The organism is Sorangium aterium (genome assembly GCF_028368935.1).
Classification (GTDB): Bacteria; Myxococcota_A; Polyangia; order Polyangiales; family Polyangiaceae; genus Sorangium; species Sorangium atrum.
In genome coordinates this window covers 1,511,302-1,534,947 of sequence record NZ_JAQNDK010000002.1, presented here as the reverse complement: position 1 = coordinate 1,534,947, position 23,646 = coordinate 1,511,302, and the positions used below count along the sequence as shown (strand labels likewise).

The window sequence follows — 23,646 nt, the reverse complement described above, 5'->3', positions numbered from 1 at the left end:
CGCGCGTCAGAGCGCGCCGACCTCGCGCCGGAGGCCGCGCCACGGGATCTCCCGCGGCGGCGAGGCGCGGCGCTCGCCCGCCCCGTCCGGCTGCGCCGCGGTCGAGCACTCGCCGTGCTCCAGCAGGTGCAGGGCCTCGGCGAGGCACGTCTCGCCCGCGTCGCCGAGCTCTGCGCTGAGCGTGTCGTCGGCGGCGCAGTCGGGGGGGAAGCCATCGTAGAAGTCGCCCTCTTCCTTCGCGTTGAGCACCCGGAACGCGATCGGGTGCACGACCATGTCGCAGTTGTCCCATCCGTACATGCCGACGGGTTTGCCGTGCGTGGTCGAGCCGACGATCTTCACGTCCATGTAGGCGCGCAGGCTGTTGATCAGCGTCTCGCTCGCGGAGGCCGTCCCGCCGGACGTGATGACGACCAGCCGGGACAGGGGGAGCGGCGGCTGGTCGAGGTCCTCGAACGTCTCCCGCTTGTCCCAGTCGACGTGCCTGTCGTTGTGCGCGGTGATGTCGAGCAGCGCGCCGGCCTCTGCCGGCCGGTGGATCAGGCTCGCGAGGTGCCTCTCGACGGAGAGGCGCCCACCGCCGTTGTAGCGCAGATCGAGCACGAGCTCGTCGACCTGGCTCTCCCTGAACAGCGCGAAGGCGCTGTCGAGCTCGCTCACCGAAGGCTCGATGAAGGTGGTGAGCATGAGATATCCGATGGTCGCGGAACCTGCCTGCACGACACGCGGGCTCACGACCGTGGTGATGCCATACCACGCCTTCCGGAGCGCGACCGTGAAGGGCTCGGCGTCCGCGCGCTCGATCGTGAGCGACATCTCGTATCCTTCCTCGTCGGGGCCTGCGAGCTCCTCCCAGAGGTCGTCGCTCACGACCTGCTCGACGTCGATCCCGTTGATCGCCACCACCGCGTCGCCCCGCCGGAGGCCGGCCTCTCCGGCAGGCGAGCCCGGCTGGATCATCGCGAACCGGAGGCTGTCCTCCTGGTCGAAGCTCCACCGCATGCCGAACCCGAGGGTCTGCCCTTCCCGGAAAAACGCGTCGTCGACGCTCTTGCTCGAGATGTAGCTCCAGCGGTCTCGCGGCTCGGTGACGAGATCCACGAGCAGCGCCTCGGGCGAGGGGTACGCCCGGTAGTCCACGTCGGGTACGGTGTCGTACCAGAGATAGGCGTCCTTCATCAGCTCGAACAGGAACTGGTTCTGTCCCTGCGGTGAGCAGTCTGCCTTTGGCTCTGGATCACCGTCCGAGGCGGTACAGCCTCCCGTCGCGGCGGCGGCCAGCGCGAGGGTGCATGTGGAGAGGACCGCGACGAGCTTCGAGGCGACCATGCGCCCCAGCACACCACGAAACGGAAAGGGCGAGCAACGGGGTTGGGTTGGCGGTTCGACCCGACCGGGGTTGGGTTCGCGATCCCCGATCCCCGACCGGGGTTGGGTTCAGCGTAATCCACCTCACTCCACCACCGACCAGATCCCGACCGGGGTTGAGGTTCAGATCCGGACTGGGGTTGAGGTTCAGCCGCTTCCGACCGGGGTTGCGGCTCAGCCACCAACGTAATTCATCTCACTTGGCCGCCGACCAGATCCCGACCGGGGTTGAGGTTCGCTCGCTCCCTGAGCGGGATTGCGGCTCACCGGGGTTGCAGCTCACCCAACCGTGGTTGAGGCCAAATGCAATTCATCTCACTCTGCCGCCGCGACTAGATCCCGACCGGGGTTGAGGTTTGCCGGCCTCGGCAGCCCATAGTTGTCCCGCAACGTCTGTCCCGCATATTCCGTCCGGAACAGCCCGCGCTTCTGCAGGATCGGGACCACGTGCTCGACGAACGCCTCGAGCCCCGACGGCAACACCGGCGGCATCACGTTGAAGCCGTCGGCCGCCCCCTGCTCCCACCAGTGCTGGATCGCGTCCGCCACCTGCTCGGGCGCGCCGGCGAACGTCCGGTGGCCGCGGCCGCCGCCCAGCCGCCCGATGAGCTGGCGCACCGTCAGCCGCTCCCGCCGCGCCAGGCTCACGATCAGCGTGTAACGGCTCTTCGCCCCCTCGATCTGATCCTCGCTCGGAAGATCCCGCGGCAGCTCCGCGTCGAGGTCGAGATCCTCCGGCTTCACCCGCAGCGTCTGCGCGAGCTGGCGCTTGGCATACTCCGGCTTGATGAGCCGATCGAGCTCCGCGTCGAGCGCGTGCGCCTCCGCCTCGGTGGCGCCGATGACCGGCACGATCCCCGGCAAGATCTTGATCGACCCCGGATCGCGCCCCAGCGCGCGCGCACGCCCCTTCAGATCGACATAGAACCGCTGCGCGTCCTCCAGCGTCTGCTGCGCCGTGAACACCGCCTCCGCGTACCGCGCCGCCAGCTCCTTGCCGTCATCCGAAGAGCCGGCCTGCACGAGCAGCGGATACCCCTGCGGCGAGCGCGGCACGTTGAGCGCCCCCTCGACCTTGAAGTACCGCCCAACATGCCGCGGCGGATAGATCTTGCGGTCGTCGCCCCAGACGCCGTTCTCCTTGTCGCCGAGCGGCGCGTCGTCGTCCCAGCTGTCCCACAGCTTCAGCGACACATCGATGAACTCCGCCGCCCGCGCGTACCGGTCGCTGTGCGCCGGCAGCTCGTCCAGGTTGAAGTTGCGCGCCGCGTCCACGCCCGCCGTCGTGACGATGTTCCAGCCCGCCCGACCCCCGCTGAGGTGGTCCAGCGAGGCGAACCGCCGGGCCAGGTTGAACGGCTCGTTGTACGTCGTCGAGGCGGTCGCGATCAGCCCGATGTGCTCGGTCACCCCGGCGAGCGCCGCGAGGAGCACCGTCGGCTCGAGCGTCCCGGCCGGCCTCCGGCCCACGTTGTTCCACAGCACCGGGCTGTCGGCGAGGAACACCGAGTCGAGCTTCCCCCGCTCCGCGATGCGGGCCAGGTTCTTGAAGTGCGCGACGCTCGTGTTCGCGAACGGATCGCTCTCCGGCAAGCGCCACGAGGCCTCGTGGTGGCCGACGCTCATGAGAAACGCGTTGAGATGCAGCTGTCCGGGTCGTTGGGTCACGGGGAACTCCGTTCCAGTTCAGGGTTCGAGTCAGGATCTCCGGCAGCGGCCGCGCCCGCCGCGACGCCCAGCGCCGAGAGCAGCGACTCGCGGTGGGCGAGGAACCGCGGATCGCGCAGCGGGCGCGGCGCCGGCAGATCGATCCGCCGCTCCTCGGCGATGCGGCCGCCTTCGAGCACCAGCACCCGATCGGCGAGCGCGATCGCCTCGTCGACGTCGTGGGTGACCAGCAGCACGGCCGGCCGGTGCCGCGCGCACAGCTCGCGCAGGAGGTCGTGCATGCGCCCGCGGGTCAGCGCGTCGAGCGCGCCGAACGGCTCGTCGGCCAGCACGAGCTCCGGATCGCGCACCAGCGACCGCGCCAGCGCCACCCGCTGCTGCTCGCCGCCGGACAGCTCGACCGGCCACGCGCGCTCCCGCCCGGCGAGCCCCACCTCCGCGAGCGCGTCCAGGCCGCGCTCCCGGGCCTGCGGCACATCGAGCCCCAGGATCACGTTGTCGAGCACCCGCGCCCACGGCAGGAGCCGCGTGTCCTGGAACACGACCGCCCGGTTGTCCGGCACGTGCAGCTCGCCCGAGCCGGTCACCTCGTCGTCCAGCTCGGCGATCGCCCGCAGCAGCGTGCTCTTGCCCGATCCGCTGCGGCCGAGCAGCGCGACGAACTCGCCCCGCTCGATCGTGAGGTCGATCCCGTCGAGCACCACGCGGGCGCCGAAGCGGCGGACCAGACCGCGGATCCGCACCGTGGGCGGTGCCGCCGTCAGCCGGCCAGGATGCGGCGCCATGACAGGGCCTTTCGCTCGATGAGCCGCACGGCCGAGTCGGAGGCCAGGCCGAACAGCCCGTACACGACGAGGCCGAGGAGGATGATCTCCGTCTGCCCGTACGAGCGCGCCAGCGACATCATGTAGCCGATGCCGCTCGTGGCGTTGATCTGCTCGACGACGACGAGCGCCAGCCACGCGCCGGTCACCGCCAGCCGGAGGCCCATCAGGAAGCCCGGCAGCGCCCCCGGCAACGCCACCTTCCGGATGAACTGCCACCTCGTCAGGCGGACCGTCTCGGCCAGCTCCACGTAGCGCGCGTCGATGGTGCGCAGCGCCGCGTGGGTGTGGACGTAGACCGGGATGACGACGCCGAGGGCGATGGTGAGCACCTTCATCTGCTCGCCGATGCCGAACCAGAGGATCAGCAGCGGGATGAGCGCCAGCGTCGGGATCGCGCGCTTGATCTGCACGGGCCCGTCGACCAGCGCCTCGCCGACGCGCGTCAGCCCGGCGAGGAGCGCCAGCACCGTGCCCAGGCCAGCCCCGAGCGCGAGCCCCAGGAAAGCCCGCTGCGCCGACGTGAGCAGGTTGGCCTGGAGCCGCCCGTCGGCGATCAGCTCGTGGGCCGTGGTCACCACGGTCCACGGCGCGGAGAGCACGCGCGCGTCGAGCGCGCCCGTCGCCGAGGCGACGGTCCAGAGCGCGAGCAGCAACGCCGGGCCGAGCGCGAGGCCGTACGGGATGCGCCGCCCCGGGCCCAGGCGGCGCCGCAAGCGGCGACCGGACAGGCGGCGGCCGATCGGCGCGCCGGACGGCGGCGCGGAGAGATCCGCGGTCGCGGTGAGATCCGGGAAGCTGGCGAGGCGCGGCGAGGCGGCGCTCGTGGGCAGTGCGGTCGTCATGGAGTGCTCCTGTCGGCCGTCGCCGGCCTGTCCGTCGGTCCGGCGCCCTCGGCGGCGCCGGCCACCTCCGCTCCGATCGTCTGGAATCGGAGGTCGAAGATCGTCCTGGCCTCGAACCGCTTCTGGCCGGAGGCCTCGGCGAGCAGGTCGGCGGTCTCCTGCGTCAGCGCGATCGCCTCGGACCAGTCGCCCGGGTACTGCGGCTTGCCGGCGGCCTCGATGAGGAAGCGCCCTTCCCTGGCCGAGAGGCCCTGGTCCTTGACGTAGTACGCCTCGATCCACGCCTCCGGGTGCGCATAGGCCCAGAGCTGGGCCTTGGCCCGCCACCTGGCGTAGTCGACCAGCGCGGCCGCCTTGTGAGCGTCCTTGAGCGCCTCGGCGCGCACGTAAAGGAAGCCGAGGTTGTCGCGGACGCCGTGCGTGATCGACGAGGCGCCCTCGGCGCGGTACTCGTTGAGATAACGCAGCAGGGTGACGCCGGACAGCGGCGCGACGTCGACCTGGCGGCTGGTGAGCGCCTCCTTGAACTCTGTGCTCGCGAGCTGGACGAGCGTGACGTCCTTCTGCGACAGCCCGGCCTTCTTCAGCGCGCGCAGCACGAGCGCGCCCTGGGCCTGCCCCGGCGAATAGGCGATCTTCTTGCCGCGGAGATCGTCAGTGGACGCGACCCGCGCGCCCGGCGCGGTGGCCAGCTCGTAGATGGGCTTCTCCCTGACCTGCACGGTGACGATCTTCACGTCGAGCCCGGTGAACGTGGCGTGGATGGGCGGCGTATCGCCGACCGCGCCCGCGTCGAGCACGCCGGCGCGGAACGCCTCGACGGTCTGCGGTCCTCCGCTGATGTTCTGCCAGTCGACGCGGAACGGCAGCCTGTCGAGGTCGCCGGAGAGCTGGAGTTGCTTCTGCACCGTCGGATCACCGATGCTGAGCCGCGTCTCGCGCGGGATCTCGGCCGGGATCGGGGCGTCCGGGGCGAGCGTGGCAGCGGCGCTCGCCTGGCCGTCGCGCTTGCACCCGGACGACGCGATCAGCGCAGAGAGCGCCGCGAGCGTCGCGAGTGAGCGAATCCTGTCGATGAACGAGCGCAGATGGACCTCGGTGCGCGGCTGGAAGCGGTGCCGTTTCGCTGCTGCCCAGGCGCCGCCCCGCCCGCCGCCCAGCCGGCGGCGGAGAGGAGCGCTCAGGAGACCCCGGGATGGGCCTCACCGAGCCGATGGCTCGCGGTCCGTCCTCGGGAGCGTCTCGCCATGACCAGCAACGCCCATGCCGCCGCGCCGCTCGCCCTGGGGACGGCGCGGTCCAGCGGCCCGCGCCCGCCGTCGCGAGGCGCCCGCCGGCGGCGCGACGGCCGGGCCGCGGCCGCGCTGCTTCCCCAGCAACAGCCGGTGGTGATCCGCTGCTCCGGCGCGAGCACGGCCGGCTCCCTCCGGCGGGAGCGAGCGCGGCGGGGGCGGCCCGCTACCGCGCGGCGGCGGCCTCGCGCCGCCCCTGGACGCCGAACGCGTCGAGCAGGTAGTCGCGGAAGGCGCGGATCTTGGACGGCAGGAAGCGCGTCCCCGGGTGAACGAGGTACAGGGAGGCGGCGCCGTGGATCGCGTAGTCCTTGAGCACCGGCACGAGCCGCTTCGCGTCGAGGTCGCCCCGCACGTTGATCGCGGGGACCAGCGCGATCCCGCCCCCGGCCAGCGCGACCTCGCGGCAGAAGGAGAAATCGGAGGCCGAGATCGCCGCGCGCACCCGCAGCTCCGCGCGATCGCGGCCGTCGCGCGCCGAGAGCGCGATCGTCGCGTGCCCGCGCGCGGTCTGGGCGAGCAGCAGCCGGTGCCCCGCGAGGTCCTCGGGCCGGCGCACCGCCCCGTGCTTGCGGAGGTAGGACGGCGCCGCGAACAGGCCGACCTCGATGTGCTGCAGCTTGTGGGCGATGAGCGACGAGTCCGGGAGGCTCGAGGTCGCGCGCAGGGCCACGTCGACCTGGTGGGCGTCGAAGTCGAGCAGCGCCTCGGTGAGCAGCAGCTCCAGCGAGATCTCGGGGAAGCGCTCCGCGAAGCCGGCCGAGAGCGGCGCCAGGATGCTCAGCCCGAGATCGAACGGCGCCGTCACCCGCAGGTGCCCGCGCGGCCTCGAGCGCGCCTGCTGCACCGCCACGTTCGCGTCCTCCAGCAGCTCGAGCGCCCGCCCGACGCGCATCCGGTAGGCCACGCCGTCCTCGGTCGCCTGCACGAGCCGCGGGCTGCGGCGGAGCAGCTCCACCCCGAGCGCGTGCTCCAGGCGCGTGATGCGGCGGCTGACGCTGCCCTTCGTCTCGCCCAGCGTCTTCGCGGCCGCCGTGATCGATCCGAGGTCGACCACCAGGCAGAAGGCCCGCAAATCGGTCACATTCGCGTCGATCGTTTCCGTTTTGGCAACCTGGCGTTTCATTGCAGGGTCATTGTACCACTCCTGGAAACGACCTAGGGTGAGCGCAACATGGATCGCCGGGCTGCATTGAGGCTCCTCCTTGCCGCGGGCGGGGCCGTACCGATCGCCGGCGCGTGCGGGCGCTCGACGTCGACAGCGCCCGGCCCGGCTCCGGCGTCGAGCTCCACGTCCACCGCGGCCGAGAGAGGTTCGATGTCCGACACCCAGCACAAGGCGCGCGAGGGGCGCATGCCGGCCCTGTTCCTCGCGCACGGCTCTCCCTTCCTGCTCGACGATCGCGCGTGGGTCGCCGAGCTCGCCGCCTGGGCGCAGGCGGTGCCGCGCCCCACGGCGATCCTCATGATCTCGGCCCACTGGGTGGACGCGCCGGTCACGCTCGGCGCCACCGAGACCGTGCCCCTCGTCTACGACTTCTACAACTTCCCCGAGAAGTACTATCGGGTGGAGTACCCCGCGCCCGGCGCCCCCGCGCTCGCGCGGCGCGTCCGCGAGCTGCTCGGCCCGCTGGGGCCGGTCGCCGAGGCTCCTCGCCGCGGGCTCGATCACGGCGCCTATGTGCCGCTCGTCTGCATGTACCCGGGCGCGGATGTCCCGGTGCTCCAGATCTCTTTGCCGACGCTCTCTCCAGCTCCGCTCCTCGAGATGGGGAGAGCGCTCGCCCCGCTCCGCGACGAGGGGGTGTTGATCGTCGGCAGCGGTTTCTTGACCCATAACCTCCGCGCGGCAGACTGGCGCGGAGATGCGGTCGCGCAGCCCTGGGCCACGGAGTTCGACGCATGGTGCGCCGAGGTCCTCTCGCGCCGCGACGTGGGCGCGCTCGTCGAGTACCGCGCCCGCGCGCCGGGAGTGCGGATGGCGCTCCCGACCCACGAGCATTTCGTGCCGGTCGTCGCCGCCATGGGGGCGTCGATCGACGTGAGCGAGCCTGTGCAGTTCCCCATCACGGGGCTCACCTATGGCTCGTTCACGAGACGTTCTGTGCAGTTTGGCTGACAGATAAGGAGATTGTCTCTCATGTTCACCGCTCGTTTCGCTCGCATCGCCCTCCCCGCCGCGCTCTTGCTCTCGCTCGCGGGGTGCGAAGATCCGACCAAGGACAAGCCCAAGGCGACCATCTCGACCGCCGTGCCCGCGCAGACCCAGGCCGCCGCCGCGCCCTCGGGCCCCGCCGAGACGCTGCCCATCGACGCGGCCGCCTCGACCATCGGCTTCGTCGGCTCGAAGGTCACGGGCAAACACGAGGGCAAATTCGAGAAGGTCTCGGGCTCGATCACGCTCGCCGGCGGCAAGGCCGCGGGCGGCAAGCTCACCATCGAGGCCGACGCGTCGTCGGTGAAGACCGACGCCGAGAAGCTCGACGGCCACCTCAAGTCGCCGGACTTCTTCGACGTCGAGAAGTACCCGAAGGCCACGTTCACCTCGACCGAGATCAAGGCCGGCGGCGAGAACGGCGCGACGCATACCGTCACCGGCGAGCTCGATCTGCACGGCGTGAAGAAGACCATCACCTTCCCGGCGACCATCACCGAGGGCGCCGACGCCGTCTCGGGCAGCGCCGAGTTCGTGATCAACCGCAAGGATTTCGGCATCGTCTATCCGGGCAAGCAGGACGATCTGATCCGCGACGACGTGCTGCTGAAGCTCTCGCTCAAGGCGCCCCGCAAGCAGGGCTGAGCGCCGGCCGAACACCGGGCGCGCCGCCCGTGGACGCCGCGCTCCGACGACGCAGGTGCCATGGCCGCGCGCCGGCGTGCGAGTCGCCGAGGCATGATAGGGTGCCCCTCCGCTCAGAAAGGAGGCCTACGGTGGCGGCTCGCCGCCACCGGGCTGCACCTCTCGGACATCGACCTGCTGGTGCGCATCATCGACCGGCTCGTGGACGCGAGGAACACGGTGATCCTGATCGAGCACCACCCTGCCGCGCCGCGAAGCGGCGCCAGGTCAGCCGACGCGCTCGCCGAGCACCACCGCGACATCGTCCTGCAGGTTGCCGGATGGAAGAGCCGCCGCCTGGATCAACGCCTCGACCGCCGATTTCACGTCACCTGTGCGCGCAAGAGCGTTGGTGGTCGCCAGCGAAGTGTACTTCAGCAGGCCATCGGTGGCGACCAGGAGGCGTCCCGAGAGCGGTTGGCGGGGAATGATCGCGGGCCTGCACGCGCCGCTGCCGGCCAGCGGCTTGCGGCTCTGCGCCGCCGTCAGCTCGATCGGTCCGTCGGGCGTGACGAGGAGCGCGCCGGAGTCCCCCACGCTGGCGCCCCAGAGCTCGCCTCGGCTCACCTGGACCACAACGAGGGTCGTCTCGCCACATCTGGGCTCCGCTTCCAGCTCACGGTCGAGCTGGCTGAGGCGCTCGCACCAGCCGTCCGCGTCGAGCTCCATCTCGGCGCCGAGCGCCACCATTGCGCTCGTCGCCGAGCGGGCGGCGGCCGCGCCGCCCGAGAGCCCACCCGCCCCGTCGGCGATGGCCACGGTCCACCGATCGCCACGGCAGCTCAGCTCGAGGCGATCCTCGTTCGCGCTACCTGCCACACGGCGTGACCAGAAGCGCATCCAGCCAGAGGGAGGTTCGAGCCGCTCCCACTCGCCGCAGCGTTCCGAGAGCGTGATCTCTGTCGCGTGAACAACGTTGTCCCGGAACCAGAGGGCTGCGCCCTCGCCGAGGCCGCATTTCGAGCAGCCGCTTTCGACGAACCCGGGCACTGCGACGAGTCCGCCCACGTTCTCACCATGATCGCTGAGCGGCGCCTGTGCGCGAAGGAAACCAGCGCCAGCGCGAACAGGTGCACGATGCCAAAGCGCTCCAGATTCCCATCGAGCCCGCCGTAGGCCCTCCGGACCACGAAGAGGGCGACCGCTGCTACCACGTAGACGCCTCCCAGGAGGCCGGCCGGGATTCGCAGGAGAGACCCGGCGCCGAACACGGTGAGGGCGAGGCCGGACAGCAGGAGAAGGCTGAGCCAGGGATCGCGCCCGCGGCTGAGCTGGAGCGCGGGCACGGAGTAGATCCCGCCGAACAGGATCCCGAGGAAGGGCACCGCCATGCACAGGAGGAGCGCTTCCCGCGCGCGGTGACCAAGGGTCGGGGGGGTCATGGGTCAGGCAACGTCAACCATCCACGGCGACAAGCTATTCCGAGCCCTCGGCGCGCAGTCCTGGCGGATCGGTTCACCGGGATTCCTCGGCCCCGGAGCACATCCCCCGAGGCCTGCGGTCATCGATCCCCTCCAACACGCCTCCGCCGTGTTCCTTTCGGGCCGTGCCGGTGGAGTGGGACCGTATCGCCGGGCCCACCGTGCAGTTCCACCACACAGAGGCGCCCGCCTGTCGCGGCTCCCGCAATCCGGATGAACACCAGATTGTTCAGGAACCAGAGCGCGTCCTGTGAGGTACCCACGCAGCTTTGTATGTCAGCTCGGCGCCACACGGTCCAGCGGGCGGCGCACCCCGGCCGCTGATGATCCTGGCGGCGCCACGCACCATCCTGGAGCTCCGCGAATGGCAGACGGCCGTGTTCAAGGATGTCTCTAGTCGTCGGCGCACAATCTGGGCGGATCGGTTCACCGAGGTTCCTCGCGAAGGATCTCCATGCAGAGACGCACGCAGGCACTGCAGATGTTGATCCGGCCGACCCCTAACAGCGCGGGCACATCGACCAGCGAACGCTTGCAGAACGCGCACGCAAGATGCGGGTCCCGATAGCTGAGCCCTGTCCGCGTCTTGCTCGGCTCGCCGTCCTCCCAGAATCGCCACCAGGGGCGCCATCCGAGGACATTATGGCGGCGAAGACGGCGGGCACATTCGTGAACGCAAGCGCTGCAAATGCTGACATCAGCGGCAGCGATGAGGCGCTCGAGGACGGCCACCCCGCGTCGACAGAAAGAACACTGAGAACGCGCCTCAGCGACGTCGTCGCTGGCTGCCTCTCTGTCCGACAGGTCAATCCAGGTGCCCGACATACCAACAAGCTCTCATCACCCCTCGAGCTGTAGCCTGTCATCATCGGGCCACAGTTCATCGTGCGGTTCCACCGTGAAGAGGAACAGCGGCTGGTGAAGAGCTCGACGCGCTCCTCCCGCGTCAGGCCATCGCCATCTTCGATGCATCAGCAGCGTCACATCGGCTCCTGTTCTCGCAGGCGAAGCACCTCCTCCATGCGGGCATGGAGCAGCTTCTTGGCGTCGTCACGAAGCGGCTCACCATGGGCGCTGATGAGATGGTGAAACGGCAGGTCGGCGAGGCGGCGAAAATCAGAAACGTCGGGAGCGCACGCCTCTCGCCAGGTCGCCGGGATGCTCGCCACGCCGATCAACCCTTGGGCGACGAACAGCGCGCCCGTTTCATCGGAAAAGAAGGCATCGACGTGTGACCAGTTCTGGACAGCGTCGCAGGTGATGAGGATTCCGCCCTCCCCCGGCAGCAAAACGGCGGCTTCCGGGAACCGCGCCGTCGTGAACACGAACACGATGCCTCCGTGCGCCGGGAACGGGCCTCCTGCTGCGAGCGCTCGGTCGGCAGGCCGGCCATCGGCCGCCACAGCCTCGGGAAGCGCCCAGAGGGTGGCGCCGTAGCGGTCACGGTAGAAGGGATCGTCTCGGCCGTGGAATGCACCGAGCCGCACGATGTGGCGGACCCTGCCGAGGGCGTCGAGCTGGCGCAGCCCTTCCTCGGTCAGGCGCACGGTGTTCACGAGCGTGAGCTCTCGGTTCTGTCGGAGCACGGTCATCGTGCGGCTCGTCTGGAGATCGATCCCGGCGTGGTGAGTCCTGTTCGTACCCATGACGTAAAAGACCTCTGGGAATGCGTCCTGAACCTCGCCATGCGGCCATGCGGGGCTGTACTCGAACATCTTGAATGTCTCCACACGGTCGCGGCGTCGCGGCTCCTCAAGCGGTGCCCCGCCTCGTACCGCCGTCGCGGGCCTGCCCGATGCGCCCGCCGTTCGGTCGCGGTCACGCCTCCTGAACTGCCCCGCATGGTGCGGATACTACCGGGGTCTGCGGCTTCTGTCAGGCGGATCTTCGCGTCTGCCGAGCGCGATCGAGGCTGGTCGCACCAGCGAAGGCGCGAACCCGACCTGGGTCGGATCGCCCCCATGAGCGGCACCGAAGAGAGTCCCCTCGCCGCTCCGCTCGTCGACATGCCGACCGCCCCGGAGGCCAAAGTGCTCATTCCCCCAGTCGACAGGATATCTCGCGCGACCGAATACGATTTCCACACGACTGGCTCCACCTGACGGCAATTGCTCGTGCTCCCATGTCGCATTACGAACGCATCTGCAATCTCGTAGCGCGACGCGACGACTCTCTGACTCGCCCCGACCCATTGAAACATGCTGGCTCATGCCGCGACGGTGGGTTAAAGTCTCTCGCGAATGCATAACCGCTCCGACCAGTTCACCAAGAGCTTGCTGCGCGACGGGCTGAGCCTCGTCTCGGCGGCCGAGACCGAGGTCGAGGTGCTGGCGGCGACACAGAAGATCGATGTCTACAGCGTGCCTGATCCTGCGCGGGAATCCGAACGCGCCGGCATGGGCCTGCTCGGCGAGCTCTCGGCGGAGCCGAGCCTGTTCGAACCATTTCACGGCACGCCGGGCCTTCGTCAGGTCCGGCAATGCCTGCGCAAGCAGCTCACATGGCACCACGAGCTCGAGCGCCGCGCCCGCTCTGCAGCGCGCTCCGTCGCGCCGGACGAGGACACAGACGCACCGCCGCAGCCGGCGGTGGCCTTCCCTGCGCTGGTCGTCATCGGCCCGGGGCGTCCCGAGACGGTGCTCGACGCCTACCGGTGCGAGCCGGCGCAAGCCGGCGTCTACCACGCCGTACCGGGCCTGGTGATGCGCGTGGTGGTGCTCTCAGAGCTGCCCCGGACGCGCGCAACCCTGCTGCTCCGGCTGCTCGGCTCAGGCCGCCGCTTGCGCGAGGCGCTGGCGGATCTGGCGGCACTGCCAGACGACGCCTGGGAGAAGAGCGTCGCCACGCCGCTGCTGGTACACTTCCGGCACGGAATCCAGGAGCCGACGACCGACGAGGAGGACGATGTGAGCGCAGAGATCCGGGCGTGGTTCAAGGAGTACGAGCAGAAGCTCCGCGCCGAGGAGCGGAAGGAAGGTCGTGACGAGGGGCGCGCCCAGGGGCGCGCGGAGGAGGCGGCGCGGGCCGTGCTGACCGCGCTCAGGGTCCGCGGCATCGCCGTGCCGGACGCCGCGCGTGAGCGCATCCTGGCCGAGCAGGATCCGGAGGCACTGGAGCGATGGCTGGAGCGGGCCATCGTCGCCACATCGCTCGCCGAGGTGCTCGACGAGCTGAGCTGAGCAATGCAGGCTGAAGGCGCGCTGCCCGACTCGTAGACTTCAGCAACGACCTCGCGTCGTTCGCAGGACCGTCAACGGTCTCCAGTCGAGAGGGCCCCACCGCGACGAGACGATGAGAGGCGTTCTCGGCAATTGCATCGGTGCGGCGGAGAGGCACAGAGCTCGGGCAGATCCGCTGCCCCGATGCTCCACGACCACTCTGGACGGTCGCCGACGGCTCATCGGATCCAAGAGGAAGACGGGAAGAACATTGCCGACGGTCTTCGCCCCTGCGCCTCTCCGCTCCTTCCGCGCCACGATCGTGCTCGCCGCGCCGGCCTCGGCCACGCCGTGAGAACGATGCGCGCATGCTCCACAGCGACGTCTCTCGACACGCCCTCTGCCTGCTCGCAGCCTTCTCCGCCCTCACGCTCCTCGCCGGCTGCGCCGATGACGAGGCCTTGCCGCCGCACGAAGGCGAGCCGGCCTGCACCGGCTGGGGCGACGAGGCGCCCGCCGACGGCGTCCTCGAGCTGCCCCGCCCGACCGGCCCGCACCCGGTCGGCACGCAGATCCGCGCCCTCACCGACAGCGCGCGTGGAGAAGAGGCGACGGAGGATCCCGACGACCGCCGCGAGCTCGTGGTGCAGCTCTTTTACCCGGCCGATCCTTGCGGCGCAGGGCAGCTCGCGCCGTACCTGTCGCCGGAGGAGGGCGACAGCCGCCGTACGACCGGCGGCCTCCCGATCGAGGACGGCTTCGAGGCGAGCATCGTCACGCACGCGCGCGTGGGCGTGCCGCTCGCCGAAGACGGCGCGCCCCACCCGGTGCTCCTCTTCTCGCACGGGTTCGGGATGCTCCGCGCCGACTACACGAGCCTCCTCGAGGACCTGGCGAGCCACGGCTTCGTGGTGGCCGCCATCAGCCACACCTACGACACCGAGCTCACGGTGTTCCCCGACGGCCGCGCGGTGCCCTTCGGCTCGGTCGTCCTGACGCCGGCGATGGACGCGTCGGAGGAGGAGATCGAGGCCTTTTCTCAGGCGATGAACGAGCACGTCGCTGTCTGGGTCGACGACGCGCGCTTCGTGCTCGACGAGCTCACGGCCGCCGCGCAGGACGACCCCGGCGGCCTGCTCACGGGCCGGCTCGACCTCGAGCGGGTCGGCGTGCTCGGCCACTCCTACGGCGGCGCGATGGCCGCCGAGGCGTGCGCCCGCGACGACCGCTTCGACGCCGGCCTCGACATCGACGGCAGCCTCTTCGGGCCGCAGAACGGCGCCGGCGGCAGGAGCCTCGCGCAGCCCTTCTTCATCATGCTCGCGGCGGACCACCCCGACGATGCGAGCATCGACGAGACCTACGGCGCGCTGAACGGGCAGGCCTACCGGGCGCGGGTCGAAGACACCGCCCACCTCACGTTCTCGGACCTGCCGCTCGTCGTCGAGCACTTCCTCGGCGAGAGCGTACTCCCGGAGCTGCTCGGCACGCTCGAGCCGGCCCGCGCGGTCGAGATCACGAACGCGTACACGCGCGCCTTCGTCCAGGCGCACGTGCGCGGCGACGCGGCCCCGCTGCTCGACGGCTCGTCGCCGGAGTACCCGGAGGTGACCTTCGAGAAGCGGCCCTGACGCCCCGCGGGCCCGCTGAGCCCGCCCGTCCACGCGCCGCGCCCGCCGGCCCCGCGCACCCCCATCCACGCGCCGCGTTCGCCGGCCCCGCGCCCGCCCCATCCACGCGTCGCGCCCGCCGGCCCCACGCACGCCCATCCAGGCGCCGCGCCCGTCCGCCGACCCCGCGCCCGCCCGCCGGCCCCGCGCTCCTCGCCACGGCGCTCTGGAAGGTTGAAGATGTCACTCCCCCATGTCCGGGGTACACCCACGTCGTGGGCGCTGTAGAGTCGGTCCCCGGAGATCGCCGCCGTCCTCAAGCCCCTGGAGAGGTTCATGCTGACGAAGCTCAACGAGCGTGAAGCCGTCGCGTCCTGCGAGCGCTGCTGGGAGCACGAGATCGTCCCCGCGCTGCACGACTACATCCGCATCCCCAACAAGTCGCCCGCCTTCGACCCCGCCTGGCGCGAGAACGGCCACATGGACAGGGCGGCGTCGCTCATCGCGGCCTGGTGCGAGGCGCAGCCGATCCCCGGGCTCACCGTGGAGGTGGTGCGCATCGGGAACCGCACGCCGGTGATCCTGATGGAGGTGCCGGGCACGCGCGACGACACGGTGCTCCTCTACGGGCACCTCGACAAGCAGCCCGAGATGACGGGGTGGCGCGAGGGGCTCGGCCCCTGGGAGCCTGTGCGCGAGGGCGACAAGCTCTACGGCCGCGGCGGCGCCGACGACGGCTACTCGGCCTTCGCGTCGCTCGCGGCGCTGCGCCTGCTGCACGAGCAGGGGATCCCGCACGCGCGCTGCGTGGTGCTCATCGAGGGCTGCGAGGAGAGCGGCAGCCCGGACCTGCCGGCCTACATCGACGCGCTCGCGGGGCGCATCGGCAAGCCGAGCCTCGTCGTGTGCCTCGACTCCGGCTGCGGCAACTACGACCAGCTCTGGACCACGACGTCGCTCCGCGGGCTGCTCCAGGGCACGCTCGACGTGAACATCCTGCGCGAGGGCGTCCACTCGGGCGTGGGCAGCGGCGTGGTGCCCTCCAGCTTCCGGATCCTGCGGCAGCTCCTGTCGCGCATCGAGGACGAGCGGACCGGGCGCGTCCTCGTGGACGCGCTGCACGTGCAGATCCCGGAGGAGCGCGCGGCGCAGGCGCGGGCCGCGGCCGATGTGCTGGGCGCGTCGGTCGTGAGCGAGCTGCCGTGGGTGAAGGGCGCGCGCCCGGTGACCGGCGACACGGCGGAGCTCCTCCTGAACCGCACCTGGCGCCCCGCGCTCTCCGTGACGGGCGCCGACGGCCTGCCGCCCATCGCCAGCGCGGGCAACGTGCTGCGCCCGTTCACGAAGGCGAAGCTCTCGATGCGCCTCCCGCCGCGCCTCGACCCGAGGAAGGCGGCGACGGCCCTGAAGGAGGCGCTGGAGAAGGACCCGCCGTACGGCGCGGAGGTCCGGTTCCACGTGAGCGAGCCATCGGCCGGATGGGACGCGCCGGCGACGGCGCCCTGGCTCGAAGCGGCGGTGCGCAAGGCGTCGAAGACGTTCTTCGACCGGCCGGCGATGGGGCTCGGCGAGGGCGGGACGATCCCGTTCATGGCGATGCTCGGAGAGAAGTTCCCGGAGGCGCAGTTCCTGATCACCGGCGTGCTCGGGCCGCAATCGAACGCGCACGGCCCGAACGAGTTCCTGCACCTCGGCATGGGGAAGAAGCTGACCTGCTGCGTGGCGAGCGTGATCGCGGACCACGCGGCACGCGCGCGCTGAGGGGCGCGGCGGCGCGCTTCGTAGACGCGCGCGCGTCCGCGGCGGGACAGACGCGCGCGTCCATGGCGGGGGCGGCTGCGAACGGGAGCTCGCGCGCGCCGCCCGTCGACACACCGTTGACACACCGCCGGGATCGCCGTGTGCTGGGGCCGAGGAGAACATCGTGATGGCACAATTTCGATACGCCGCGCTCTGCATCGCTGCCCTCTGCGCGGGAGGCTGCGGTTCGAGCGACGAGCCCGGGGACACGGGCACGGGGGGCGCGGGCGGCACGGGCGCGACCACCACGTCCCAGAGCTCGAGCAGCGCGTCCCAGAGCTCGAGCAGCGCGGGCGGCGGCGGCCAAGGGGGGACGGGCGGCGGGACCGCGACGACGACCGTCGTCGTGAACGAGATCTCGGCCAAGGGCGGCGACTGGATCGAGCTCGGCAACCCGGGCCCAGGCTCGGCCGACCTCGGCGGGCTCGGCCTGTGCGACTCCGACGACAGCGGGCAGTGCAACACGGCCGACGCGCTCAGGTTCCCCGAAGGCACGCAGCTCGCCCCGGGCGCGTACCTGCTGATCCTCGGCGACCAGCTGCCCGAGGACGGCCCTGGGCCCCACACCGCGTGCCTGCCGGACGGCGGCCCGAGCAGCTGCTTCTATGCGACCTGGAAGGTGAGCGCCTCCAGAGGCGAGACCGTCTACCTCATCTCCCAGAGCGACCAGGTGCTCGCCCAGTTCGAGTATCCGATGGAGGCAGCAGCCGATGGGCAGACGTGGGGCAGGCTGCCCGACCTGACCGGCGAGGGCGCCGTCACGGCGCCGACCCCCGGGGCGGAGAACGCGGCGCCCTAGCTCCGCCCGCCGGGGATCCGGAGAGAGAGTGAACGCAAAGGCGCAAAGACGCAAAGACGCAAAAGAAAGAATGAATATCATGCATTTTGCCGTCTTTGCGCTCTTGGCGCCTTTGCGTTCAACTCTCTCTCTGCACCGGACCGCGATGCGCATGTCACCGACGTCTGCGATCGAGATCCTCCGCGCCCCGCGGCTGCTGCCGCGTCGCCTCCGGGCGTCCCGTCCGGATGGAGGACCTGCGCCAGGAGCCTTGGCACGGCGCTCTGCGGCGCCGGCGCTCGCGCTCTCGCTGCTCCTGTCGGCTTGCGGGGCCTCGGATCCGCCGCCGGTGCGGGAGTCGGGCTGCCCTCGTTGCACCGGAGCCGCGCGAATCGGCGCGCTCCCGCCGGGCGACATCGACGAGTGCTCCGGTGTCGTCGCCAGCACGCTGCACCCGGACACGCTCTATGTTCACAACGACCACGGCGATGACCCTCGCTTCTTCGCGATCGGGCTCGACGGCGCGCTGCGGGCCGAGGTGACCGTGGCCGGCGCGGCGGCGATCGACTGGGAGGACATCGCGCGCGGCCCGTGCCGTTCGGGCGGAGGCAGCTGCCTGTTCCTCGCGGACATCGGCGACAACGACGGCGAGCGCGACAGCTACACAATCTACGGCGTGCCGGAGCCGGACACGCTCGGAGGAGCGCCGCTCGCCTCGACCGCCGAGGTGTTCGTGCTCTCGTACCCCGACGGAGACCACGACGCGGAGACGCTGCTCATTCACCCCGCCACCGGAGCGCTCACCATCGTGACGAAGGTCAACAAGGGCACCTCGGGCATCTACGAGCTGCCAGCGCTGCCCGCAGCGGGCGCGCCGGCGACGCTCGTCCGGACGGGATCCATCGAGCCGCCCGCCGGGAGCGCGCGCTTCACCAGCGGCGACGTCCACCCGGACGGCACGGGCGTGCTGCTGCGCACCTCATCCCACGTGCTCTACTACCCCATGACACCGGATCAGACCGTGGCGCAGGCGCTGGCCGAACCGCCCTGCGTGCTGCCGTCGCCCGACGAGGAGCAGGCCGAGGCGATCGCGTGGGTGCCCGGCGGATGGGACTACGTGACGGTCGGTGAAGGGAAAGAGGAGCCGATCCACCGCGTGTCCTGCCAGGCGCCCTGAAGGACGCCCGAGGTCGCGAGTCCGCGCGGGTCGTTGCTCGCGGCCCGAGAGGACACGGCTTCTCGGTGGACGAGGCTTTCTGTATCCTCATCCTCCTCCCGCCACCGAGTCCGCAAGGAGGACCATCATGTCGCACCATGGGAAGACCGCGGCCGCACTGCTCGCCATTGCGCTGCTGGATGCCGGCTGCGGGTCCCCCGAGCAGGACACATCCTCCGGCGCGACGGGCGGCGGCGCCACCTCGGTCAGCTCCGCGTCCAGCGCGACCGGCGGAGCCTCATCGAGCGAAGCCAGCAGCGCGTCGACAGGCCAGCCGCCCAGCAATCCGGGCGAGATCGACTGCCGCACCCCCGGGGATGGGAAGTCCACCCTGGCCTTCGTCAACAAGTGCGACCAGCCGCTCCAGTTCCAGGGGAGCCTCATCGAGGGCGGGGAGCTCGGGCCCGGGCAGTTCGCTTGCCGCGACGTGGGCACCAGCGAGGAGCCGCTGTCGTCCCTGCGTTACTGGGCGTATGCCGGGTCGGACCCCGGCGGCGGCCGACACACGCTGGCCGAGATGACCCTCAACACCGATTTCAACGACTTCGATTGGTACAACATCAGCCACGTGGACGCGCACAACCTCCCCCTGGCGATCGTGCCCGTAGGCCTGCCGGACTGCCGGACGCTGTCGTGCCCGGCGAGCCTCCTCGCGGGGTGCCCGGAGGTGGGTCGCTACAAGGACGCGAGCGGCGCGACGATCTCCTGCGTGAGCCCTGACCGGGACGATCCCACGAGCCCCGTGGCCATGTACTTCGAAGAGCAATGCAAGGACGCGTATTCGTGGTCGGGCGATGATCAGGAGTCGATGGCCGCCTGCGCCGGGGAAGACTACGACATCGTGTTTTGCCCCTGAACTGCCGCTGGGCCTCCTCGGGGCCAAACGCCGGCGAGGGGCCGATTCACACGGTGACCCGCGTGCCGTCGAACCTGGTGAACGTGAAGCCCTTGAACGGCTCGCGGAAGGTCCGGCGCTCGTCCCGGAGCAGGCTGATCGCCACCTCCTCGCCGAGGGCCAGCGACGCCGCGGCGTCCGTGCGCCAGTGGATGCCCGCCCAGTTGCGCCCGAAGGCGGCGTTGGTCGCCAGCTTGTTCAGCTCGCCGCCCACGGTCAGGGGCGGCCCGCTGTACGGAACGAGCCGGGTCGGATCGGCCGGATCGGGGACGAACGGATCCTCGATGACGTGGTCCTCGTCGAAGAACGCCTTGATGAGCGTCACGTTGACCCCGGCGATGGCGGCGGCGCCGCCCGGGTACGACCCGTGGAGCGGGGCGCCCTCCGGGAAGGCCTGCGGCAAGAGGTAGCTGCCGAACGCGTCGTACGTCAGCTCGACCACCTGCGACTCAAGGATATCGCGGTGCAGCGGGTAATCGCGCGCTTCGTTCGCGAGGCGGTGGTGCACCAGCCCGCCGTACGCCTCGGGGCGGAGGTTGTTGTGCACGAACCACTTCTGCCAGTAGGTGGCGCGGATCTCGCGCGACGTCCCGAAGGGGAGTAGGCTCTGCAGGTAGCCGAGCGAGAAGGTCGCGGCGGCGGAGGCCTGCGTCCGCGACGTGAGGTAGGGGTTGGTCGGGCTCAGGGGGGCCGCGATGCCCCCCGGCACGCCCGGGTTCGTGCTGCGCGCCGCGCCGAGGAGCAGCGCCGCGCCCCAGTAGAGGGGCGAGCCGCCATGCACATACTCCGCCAGATCGCGCCCTGTCGAGACATAGCGGCGCACCGGGTCGTACGCGATCGACCGGGTGGGGCTGATCCCGTTTTGCACCGCGAGCCACTCGTCATACTCGGTCTGGAAGTCGTTGCCCGGCAGCGCCGTGCGGATCTTGCCCCCGATCACCTGGGGTCCATAGGGGATGTCCCGCAGGAGGAACTGCGAGATGTAAGGGCCGTTGAGCACGCCGGGAGGAATCACGTGCCTGGCCGTCCTGCCCGAGCGATCCCGGGGATCGGCGTAGGTGACGCTGCCGCGGAACAGCGTCCCCAGCGTCACGCGGCCGCGAGCGCGCGGGCCCGTGTAGCCGGAGAGCCGGTTGATCTCGTCGATCGCGTCCGCCACATCGCTGCTGTCGGCGTAGCTCTCGAAAGGCACGTCCCGCAGCAGCGCCTGCCAGTAGACCTCGACCGCCTCGGCGGCCCTCTCGGCGCTCGCCAGCGCGGGGGCCGGGGGCAAGCCGATCTGGGCCGGGGTCGTGCCGATGAGGCTTACCGCGAGCGTGCCGATCGGACTGACAAGCTTGCGGTCGCCGCCGAGCGGGATGGCCTCGAAATCGTCCCATTCGCGCGACGCGAAGGCCCTCGACGCGACGCGGTACGCCGCCGGATCCACCTCGCCTCGCTCGTCGTGCGGCAGGCCGCGCGTGTTCGTGCCGATCTTGTTGGGATAGCGCTCCTCGTCGCCGTTGTTCGGGTGCGGCGCGATCGGCTCCTCGAACTGGTCGACCGCGGCCTCCACGCGCACGCGCAGCGCGCGGAGGCGGAGCTCGTGATCGAGCGGTGAGACGCGCGGATCGCGGCGCGACGAATCGAACCCATCGAGCAGATCGTCGACGCCCCTGCCCCGCGCTGCATTGGCAACACCGGGGTTCGCGGCGAGTACGCCTCCCACGGCGAGCGAGCCGGCCACACCCATGAAGGCGCGTCGGCCTGAGACCTTCTCGGCCCCCGGCCGCTTTGCAGCGCCCTCGGGGTTCACGGGCTTCGGGGCCTCGGGAGTCGAAGCATCGCTCCTGGGATCGCTGTCATGAGAATCGGTGGTCATGGCATTCAGCTCCGTTCGTTGGACAGACCTTCGCGTCGGCCCGCCGCGGCGTTCGCGACCAGGCACCCGTGAGAATCGGCCTGTGAGCTCAGATCGAGGCGCGTCGCCCCGGAAGCGCGGACGGTGAGGTCGAGCTTCCGGCGACGCGCGCGCTTCGAGCGCCGACGAGGCCAGGAAAGCAGCGGACAGCGGCTTCAATCCGCCGTATCCGTTTTATAGGACAAACATCTACTATAACGGACAGACTCGAGCAAGGACTTTGTTTCGCAGCGCACCTGCAGAACTTCTGTCGTCCGGGGCCCGGTGATATCGAATGGAGATGCGACAGGGCGGCGATGGGCGGGCGGGCTCGGCAATGCCGGACGGCATCGTCCGGGGGGCGCAGGCGGGGGATCTTCCGGGGGTCCTGGAGCTCTATCGTGCTCTCCACCCCGAGGACGCGCCGTTCCCTCCCGAGCCCGAGCTCTCCGCGCTCTGGAAGCGCATGATCGAGCAGCCCGGGCATCACCTCTTCGTCCTGGAGCGCGACGCCGCCCTCGCCGCCTGCTGCTCCCTCATCGTCATTCCGAACCTCACGCGCGGGGGCCGGCCGTATGCCTTGCTGGAGAATGTGGTGACCCACCGCGAGCACCGGCGTAGAGGCTTCGGCGCGCGCGTCGTTCGCCATGCGCTGGCGGAGGCCTGGGAGGCCGGGTGCTACAAGGTCATGCTCATGACAGGGTCCCGCGAGCCCGAGGTGCACCGCTTCTATGAGGCGTGCGGCTTCCGCGCGGGCGAGAAGACCGGCTTCCTGGCGCGCCCCGGCGCCGGGCGCTAGCGCGGCCTCCCGGACCTGCCCGGCAGCGCGCCACGCTGCTGGCCTCGCAGCCGCTCGCGTCGCGCCGGGTCGCGCGAGAGCCGGGCGACGTCGGGGGTGTTCTCGAGGGCCAGCGGCGCGTAGCGCCCGGCGCGCCCGTGAGCACCGAGCCGAGCTCGAGGCCCGCGGCCTCGAGCTCGGCGAGCACGGCAGGGTCCGTGAGGAGCAGGAAAGGCCGCGCTTGCGGCGGGGTTCCCTGCGGCGCGGCGGCGGGCTGCGGCCCTCCCGCGGCGGGAGAGGGCGGCGCGGCGGACGGCTGCCCCTCTGCCCTCCGGACATCCTGGCGCGCCGCGGAGGGCCCCTCGGACGGCCACCACGAGCACCCGGCGATGCCGGCGCTGGCCGCCAGCGCGGCGAGGGCGAGGGCGTGACGGAGGCGGCGGGGGCGCACGCTGCCAGGCTACACCGGCGCGCGCCGCAACGATCTCGAGGCGATCTCGACGAAGCGAGCAAACCGAGCCGCGTCGCGGTCGACGTACACACAAGGCGTGTGGATACTGTCCCCATGCAGCACGCCGCGCTCGCGCGCCGGCTCCGCCACGTTCGCGCGCCTTCCCCGCTCCACTTCCCGGAAGAGGCCCTCGTGCCGGAGACCAAGCGCCACCTCGAGATCAGGACCCTGCTCTATGTGGTGCTCAAGACCTTCGCGGATCGCGCGTCGATCGGATCCGACCAGTTCGTCTACTGGTCCGCGTCGGATCCGAGCCGGTGTCTGGCGCCGGACGCCTTTGTCCGGCTCGGCACCCCTGACACGCCGTTCGGCTCCTGGAAGACGTGGGAGCGTGGTGCCCCTGAGCTCGCCGTCGAGATCGTGAGCGAGCACGACTCGGATCCGCAGACGTGGGCCGACAAGCTCCGCAAGTACCACGAGCTCGGCGTGCTGGAGCTCGTCGCGTTCGATCCTGACGCCGCGTCAGGAGAGCGGCTGCGGGTCTGGGATCGCATCGACGACGATCTGATCGAGCGCGTCGTCGAAGGGGAACGCAGCCCGTGCACCGTGCTCAATCTGCACTGGGTCATCGTCCCTGCCGCAGGCCAGCCGGCGGCGCTTCGGCTCGCCCGCACCCCCGACGGGGCGGAGCTCGTCCCGACCCCTGAGGAGGCGGAGCGACGCCGCGCCGAGGCCGAGCAGGCCGCCCGCGCGACGGCGGAGCGGCGAGTCGCCGAGCTCGAGGCCGAGCTGCGCCGACGAGGCGGCTGACCCCGTGGGCATGC

General features: G+C 70.9%; 20 protein-coding genes. 10 read left to right on the top strand and 10 right to left on the bottom strand.

Annotated features, from left to right (window positions below; all coding sequences use genetic code 11):
* Nucleotides 1-6: 6 nt before the first annotated feature.
* The 6 genes from POL72_RS20805 to POL72_RS20780 form a co-directional block, all read right to left on the bottom strand.
* Nucleotides 7-1,329 (bottom strand): S41 family peptidase, encoded by a 1,323-nt coding sequence (locus tag POL72_RS20805; RefSeq protein WP_272097228.1) that lies wholly within the window; start codon nucleotides 1,327-1,329, stop codon nucleotides 7-9.
* 354 nt (nucleotides 1,330-1,683) lie between these two features.
* Nucleotides 1,684-3,036: an LLM class flavin-dependent oxidoreductase gene (locus tag POL72_RS20800; RefSeq protein WP_272097227.1), complete on the bottom strand. Its 1,353-nt coding sequence runs from the start codon at nucleotides 3,034-3,036 to the stop codon at nucleotides 1,684-1,686.
* Complete coding sequence (locus POL72_RS20795; protein WP_272097225.1) at nucleotides 3,033-3,821, bottom strand: ABC transporter ATP-binding protein; 789 nt, start codon at nucleotides 3,819-3,821, stop codon at nucleotides 3,033-3,035. The genes POL72_RS20800 and POL72_RS20795 overlap by 4 nt, the downstream gene beginning before the upstream one ends.
* A complete protein-coding gene (locus POL72_RS20790; protein ID WP_272097224.1) occupies nucleotides 3,797-4,705 on the bottom strand; it encodes an ABC transporter permease in 909 nt (302 codons plus the stop codon). Before POL72_RS20790 ends, POL72_RS20795 begins: the two co-directional genes overlap by 25 nt.
* A complete protein-coding gene (locus POL72_RS20785) occupies nucleotides 4,702-5,613 on the bottom strand; it encodes an ABC transporter substrate-binding protein (RefSeq protein ID WP_272097223.1) in 912 nt (303 codons plus the stop codon). Before POL72_RS20785 ends, POL72_RS20790 begins: the two co-directional genes overlap by 4 nt.
* A gap of 550 nt (nucleotides 5,614-6,163) precedes the next feature.
* The gene (locus tag POL72_RS20780) at nucleotides 6,164-7,081 is read right to left on the bottom strand and encodes a LysR family transcriptional regulator (RefSeq protein ID WP_272097222.1); all 918 of its coding nucleotides are present in this window, start codon (nucleotides 7,079-7,081) and stop codon (nucleotides 6,164-6,166) included.
* 234 nt (nucleotides 7,082-7,315) lie between these two features.
* On the opposite strand from POL72_RS20780, the gene POL72_RS20775 reads away from it, so the two are divergent.
* The gene (locus tag POL72_RS20775) at nucleotides 7,316-8,116 is read left to right on the top strand and encodes a dioxygenase family protein (protein WP_272097221.1); all 801 of its coding nucleotides are present in this window, start codon (nucleotides 7,316-7,318) and stop codon (nucleotides 8,114-8,116) included.
* A gap of 21 nt (nucleotides 8,117-8,137) precedes the next feature.
* Nucleotides 8,138-8,797, top strand: a complete 660-nt coding sequence (locus tag POL72_RS20770; protein ID WP_272097220.1) for a YceI family protein — start codon at nucleotides 8,138-8,140, stop codon at nucleotides 8,795-8,797.
* A 267-nt stretch (nucleotides 8,798-9,064) separates the two neighbouring features.
* Here the strand turns inward: POL72_RS20770 and POL72_RS20765 are convergent, their stop codons facing one another.
* The 3 genes from POL72_RS20765 to POL72_RS20760 form a co-directional block, all read right to left on the bottom strand.
* The gene (locus POL72_RS20765; protein ID WP_272097949.1) at nucleotides 9,065-9,676 is read right to left on the bottom strand and encodes a protein phosphatase 2C domain-containing protein; all 612 of its coding nucleotides are present in this window, start codon (nucleotides 9,674-9,676) and stop codon (nucleotides 9,065-9,067) included.
* Between the two features lie 1,007 nt (nucleotides 9,677-10,683).
* Nucleotides 10,684-11,082, bottom strand: coding sequence for a ClpX C4-type zinc finger protein (locus tag POL72_RS51805; RefSeq protein WP_373372219.1), 399 nt, complete (start codon nucleotides 11,080-11,082; stop codon nucleotides 10,684-10,686).
* Between the two features lie 155 nt (nucleotides 11,083-11,237).
* On the bottom strand, nucleotides 11,238-11,972 hold the full coding sequence (locus tag POL72_RS20760) for an MBL fold metallo-hydrolase (RefSeq protein WP_272097219.1): 735 nt from the start codon (nucleotides 11,970-11,972) through the stop codon (nucleotides 11,238-11,240).
* Nucleotides 11,973-12,497: 525 nt separating this feature from the next.
* Here POL72_RS20760 and POL72_RS20755 point away from each other — a divergent pair.
* From POL72_RS20755 to POL72_RS20730, 6 genes are all read left to right on the top strand, one after another.
* Entirely contained in the window at nucleotides 12,498-13,436 is a 939-nt protein-coding gene (locus POL72_RS20755; RefSeq protein WP_272097218.1) for an RpnC/YadD family protein, read from the top strand.
* 347 nt (nucleotides 13,437-13,783) lie between these two features.
* Nucleotides 13,784-15,046 (top strand): alpha/beta hydrolase family protein, encoded by a 1,263-nt coding sequence (locus POL72_RS20750; RefSeq protein WP_272097217.1) that lies wholly within the window; start codon nucleotides 13,784-13,786, stop codon nucleotides 15,044-15,046.
* Nucleotides 15,047-15,361: 315 nt separating this feature from the next.
* The gene (locus tag POL72_RS20745; RefSeq protein WP_272097216.1) at nucleotides 15,362-16,786 is read left to right on the top strand and encodes a M20 family metallopeptidase; all 1,425 of its coding nucleotides are present in this window, start codon (nucleotides 15,362-15,364) and stop codon (nucleotides 16,784-16,786) included.
* 166 nt (nucleotides 16,787-16,952) lie between these two features.
* Entirely contained in the window at nucleotides 16,953-17,624 is a 672-nt protein-coding gene (locus POL72_RS20740) for a lamin tail domain-containing protein (protein ID WP_272097215.1), read from the top strand.
* 250 nt (nucleotides 17,625-17,874) lie between these two features.
* Nucleotides 17,875-18,780 carry a hypothetical protein gene (locus POL72_RS20735; protein ID WP_272097214.1) on the top strand — a complete coding sequence of 302 codons (906 nt, stop codon included), beginning with the start codon at nucleotides 17,875-17,877 and terminating at the stop codon, nucleotides 18,778-18,780.
* A 127-nt stretch (nucleotides 18,781-18,907) separates the two neighbouring features.
* Entirely contained in the window at nucleotides 18,908-19,675 is a 768-nt protein-coding gene (locus tag POL72_RS20730) for a thaumatin family protein (protein ID WP_272097213.1), read from the top strand.
* Nucleotides 19,676-19,721: 46 nt separating this feature from the next.
* Here POL72_RS20730 and POL72_RS20725 read toward each other — a convergent pair whose 3' ends face one another.
* Nucleotides 19,722-21,575, bottom strand: a complete 1,854-nt coding sequence (locus tag POL72_RS20725) for a vanadium-dependent haloperoxidase (protein WP_272097212.1) — start codon at nucleotides 21,573-21,575, stop codon at nucleotides 19,722-19,724.
* Nucleotides 21,576-21,888: 313 nt separating this feature from the next.
* Here POL72_RS20725 and POL72_RS20720 point away from each other — a divergent pair, with 313 nt between their 5' ends.
* Nucleotides 21,889-22,392 carry a GNAT family N-acetyltransferase gene (locus tag POL72_RS20720; protein ID WP_272097211.1) on the top strand — a complete coding sequence of 168 codons (504 nt, stop codon included), beginning with the start codon at nucleotides 21,889-21,891 and terminating at the stop codon, nucleotides 22,390-22,392.
* Between the two features lie 544 nt (nucleotides 22,393-22,936).
* A complete protein-coding gene (locus POL72_RS20715) occupies nucleotides 22,937-23,632 on the top strand; it encodes a Uma2 family endonuclease (protein ID WP_272097210.1) in 696 nt (231 codons plus the stop codon).
* The last annotated feature ends 14 nt before the right edge of the window (nucleotides 23,633-23,646 follow it).

What these genes read in the sequence shown, in the direction of transcription:
- POL72_RS20805 (WP_272097228.1), bottom strand. Translation starts at nt 1,329, where the DNA reads ATGGTCGCCTCGAAGCTCGTCGCGGTCCTCTCCACATGCACCCTCGCG.
- POL72_RS20775 (WP_272097221.1), top strand. Translation starts at nt 7,316, where the DNA reads ATGTCCGACACCCAGCACAAGGCGCGCGAGGGGCGCATGCCGGCCCTG.
- POL72_RS20795 (WP_272097225.1), bottom strand. Translation starts at nt 3,821, where the DNA reads ATGGCGCCGCATCCTGGCCGGCTGACGGCGGCACCGCCCACGGTGCGG.
- POL72_RS20720 (WP_272097211.1), top strand. Translation starts at nt 21,889, where the DNA reads ATGGAGATGCGACAGGGCGGCGATGGGCGGGCGGGCTCGGCAATGCCG.
- POL72_RS20755 (WP_272097218.1), top strand. Translation starts at nt 12,498, where the DNA reads ATGCATAACCGCTCCGACCAGTTCACCAAGAGCTTGCTGCGCGACGGG.
- POL72_RS20790 (WP_272097224.1), bottom strand. Translation starts at nt 4,705, where the DNA reads ATGACGACCGCACTGCCCACGAGCGCCGCCTCGCCGCGCCTCGCCAGC.
- POL72_RS20770 (WP_272097220.1), top strand. Translation starts at nt 8,138, where the DNA reads ATGTTCACCGCTCGTTTCGCTCGCATCGCCCTCCCCGCCGCGCTCTTG.
- POL72_RS20715 (WP_272097210.1), top strand. Translation starts at nt 22,937, where the DNA reads ATGCAGCACGCCGCGCTCGCGCGCCGGCTCCGCCACGTTCGCGCGCCT.
- POL72_RS51805 (WP_373372219.1), bottom strand. Translation starts at nt 11,082, where the DNA reads ATGTCGGGCACCTGGATTGACCTGTCGGACAGAGAGGCAGCCAGCGAC.
- POL72_RS20740 (WP_272097215.1), top strand. Translation starts at nt 16,953, where the DNA reads ATGGCACAATTTCGATACGCCGCGCTCTGCATCGCTGCCCTCTGCGCG.
- POL72_RS20765 (WP_272097949.1), bottom strand. Translation starts at nt 9,676, where the DNA reads ATGCGCTTCTGGTCACGCCGTGTGGCAGGTAGCGCGAACGAGGATCGC.
- POL72_RS20745 (WP_272097216.1), top strand. Translation starts at nt 15,362, where the DNA reads ATGCTGACGAAGCTCAACGAGCGTGAAGCCGTCGCGTCCTGCGAGCGC.
- POL72_RS20725 (WP_272097212.1), bottom strand. Translation starts at nt 21,575, where the DNA reads ATGACCACCGATTCTCATGACAGCGATCCCAGGAGCGATGCTTCGACT.
- POL72_RS20750 (WP_272097217.1), top strand. Translation starts at nt 13,784, where the DNA reads ATGCTCCACAGCGACGTCTCTCGACACGCCCTCTGCCTGCTCGCAGCC.
- POL72_RS20730 (WP_272097213.1), top strand. Translation starts at nt 18,908, where the DNA reads ATGTCGCACCATGGGAAGACCGCGGCCGCACTGCTCGCCATTGCGCTG.
- POL72_RS20760 (WP_272097219.1), bottom strand. Translation starts at nt 11,972, where the DNA reads ATGTTCGAGTACAGCCCCGCATGGCCGCATGGCGAGGTTCAGGACGCA.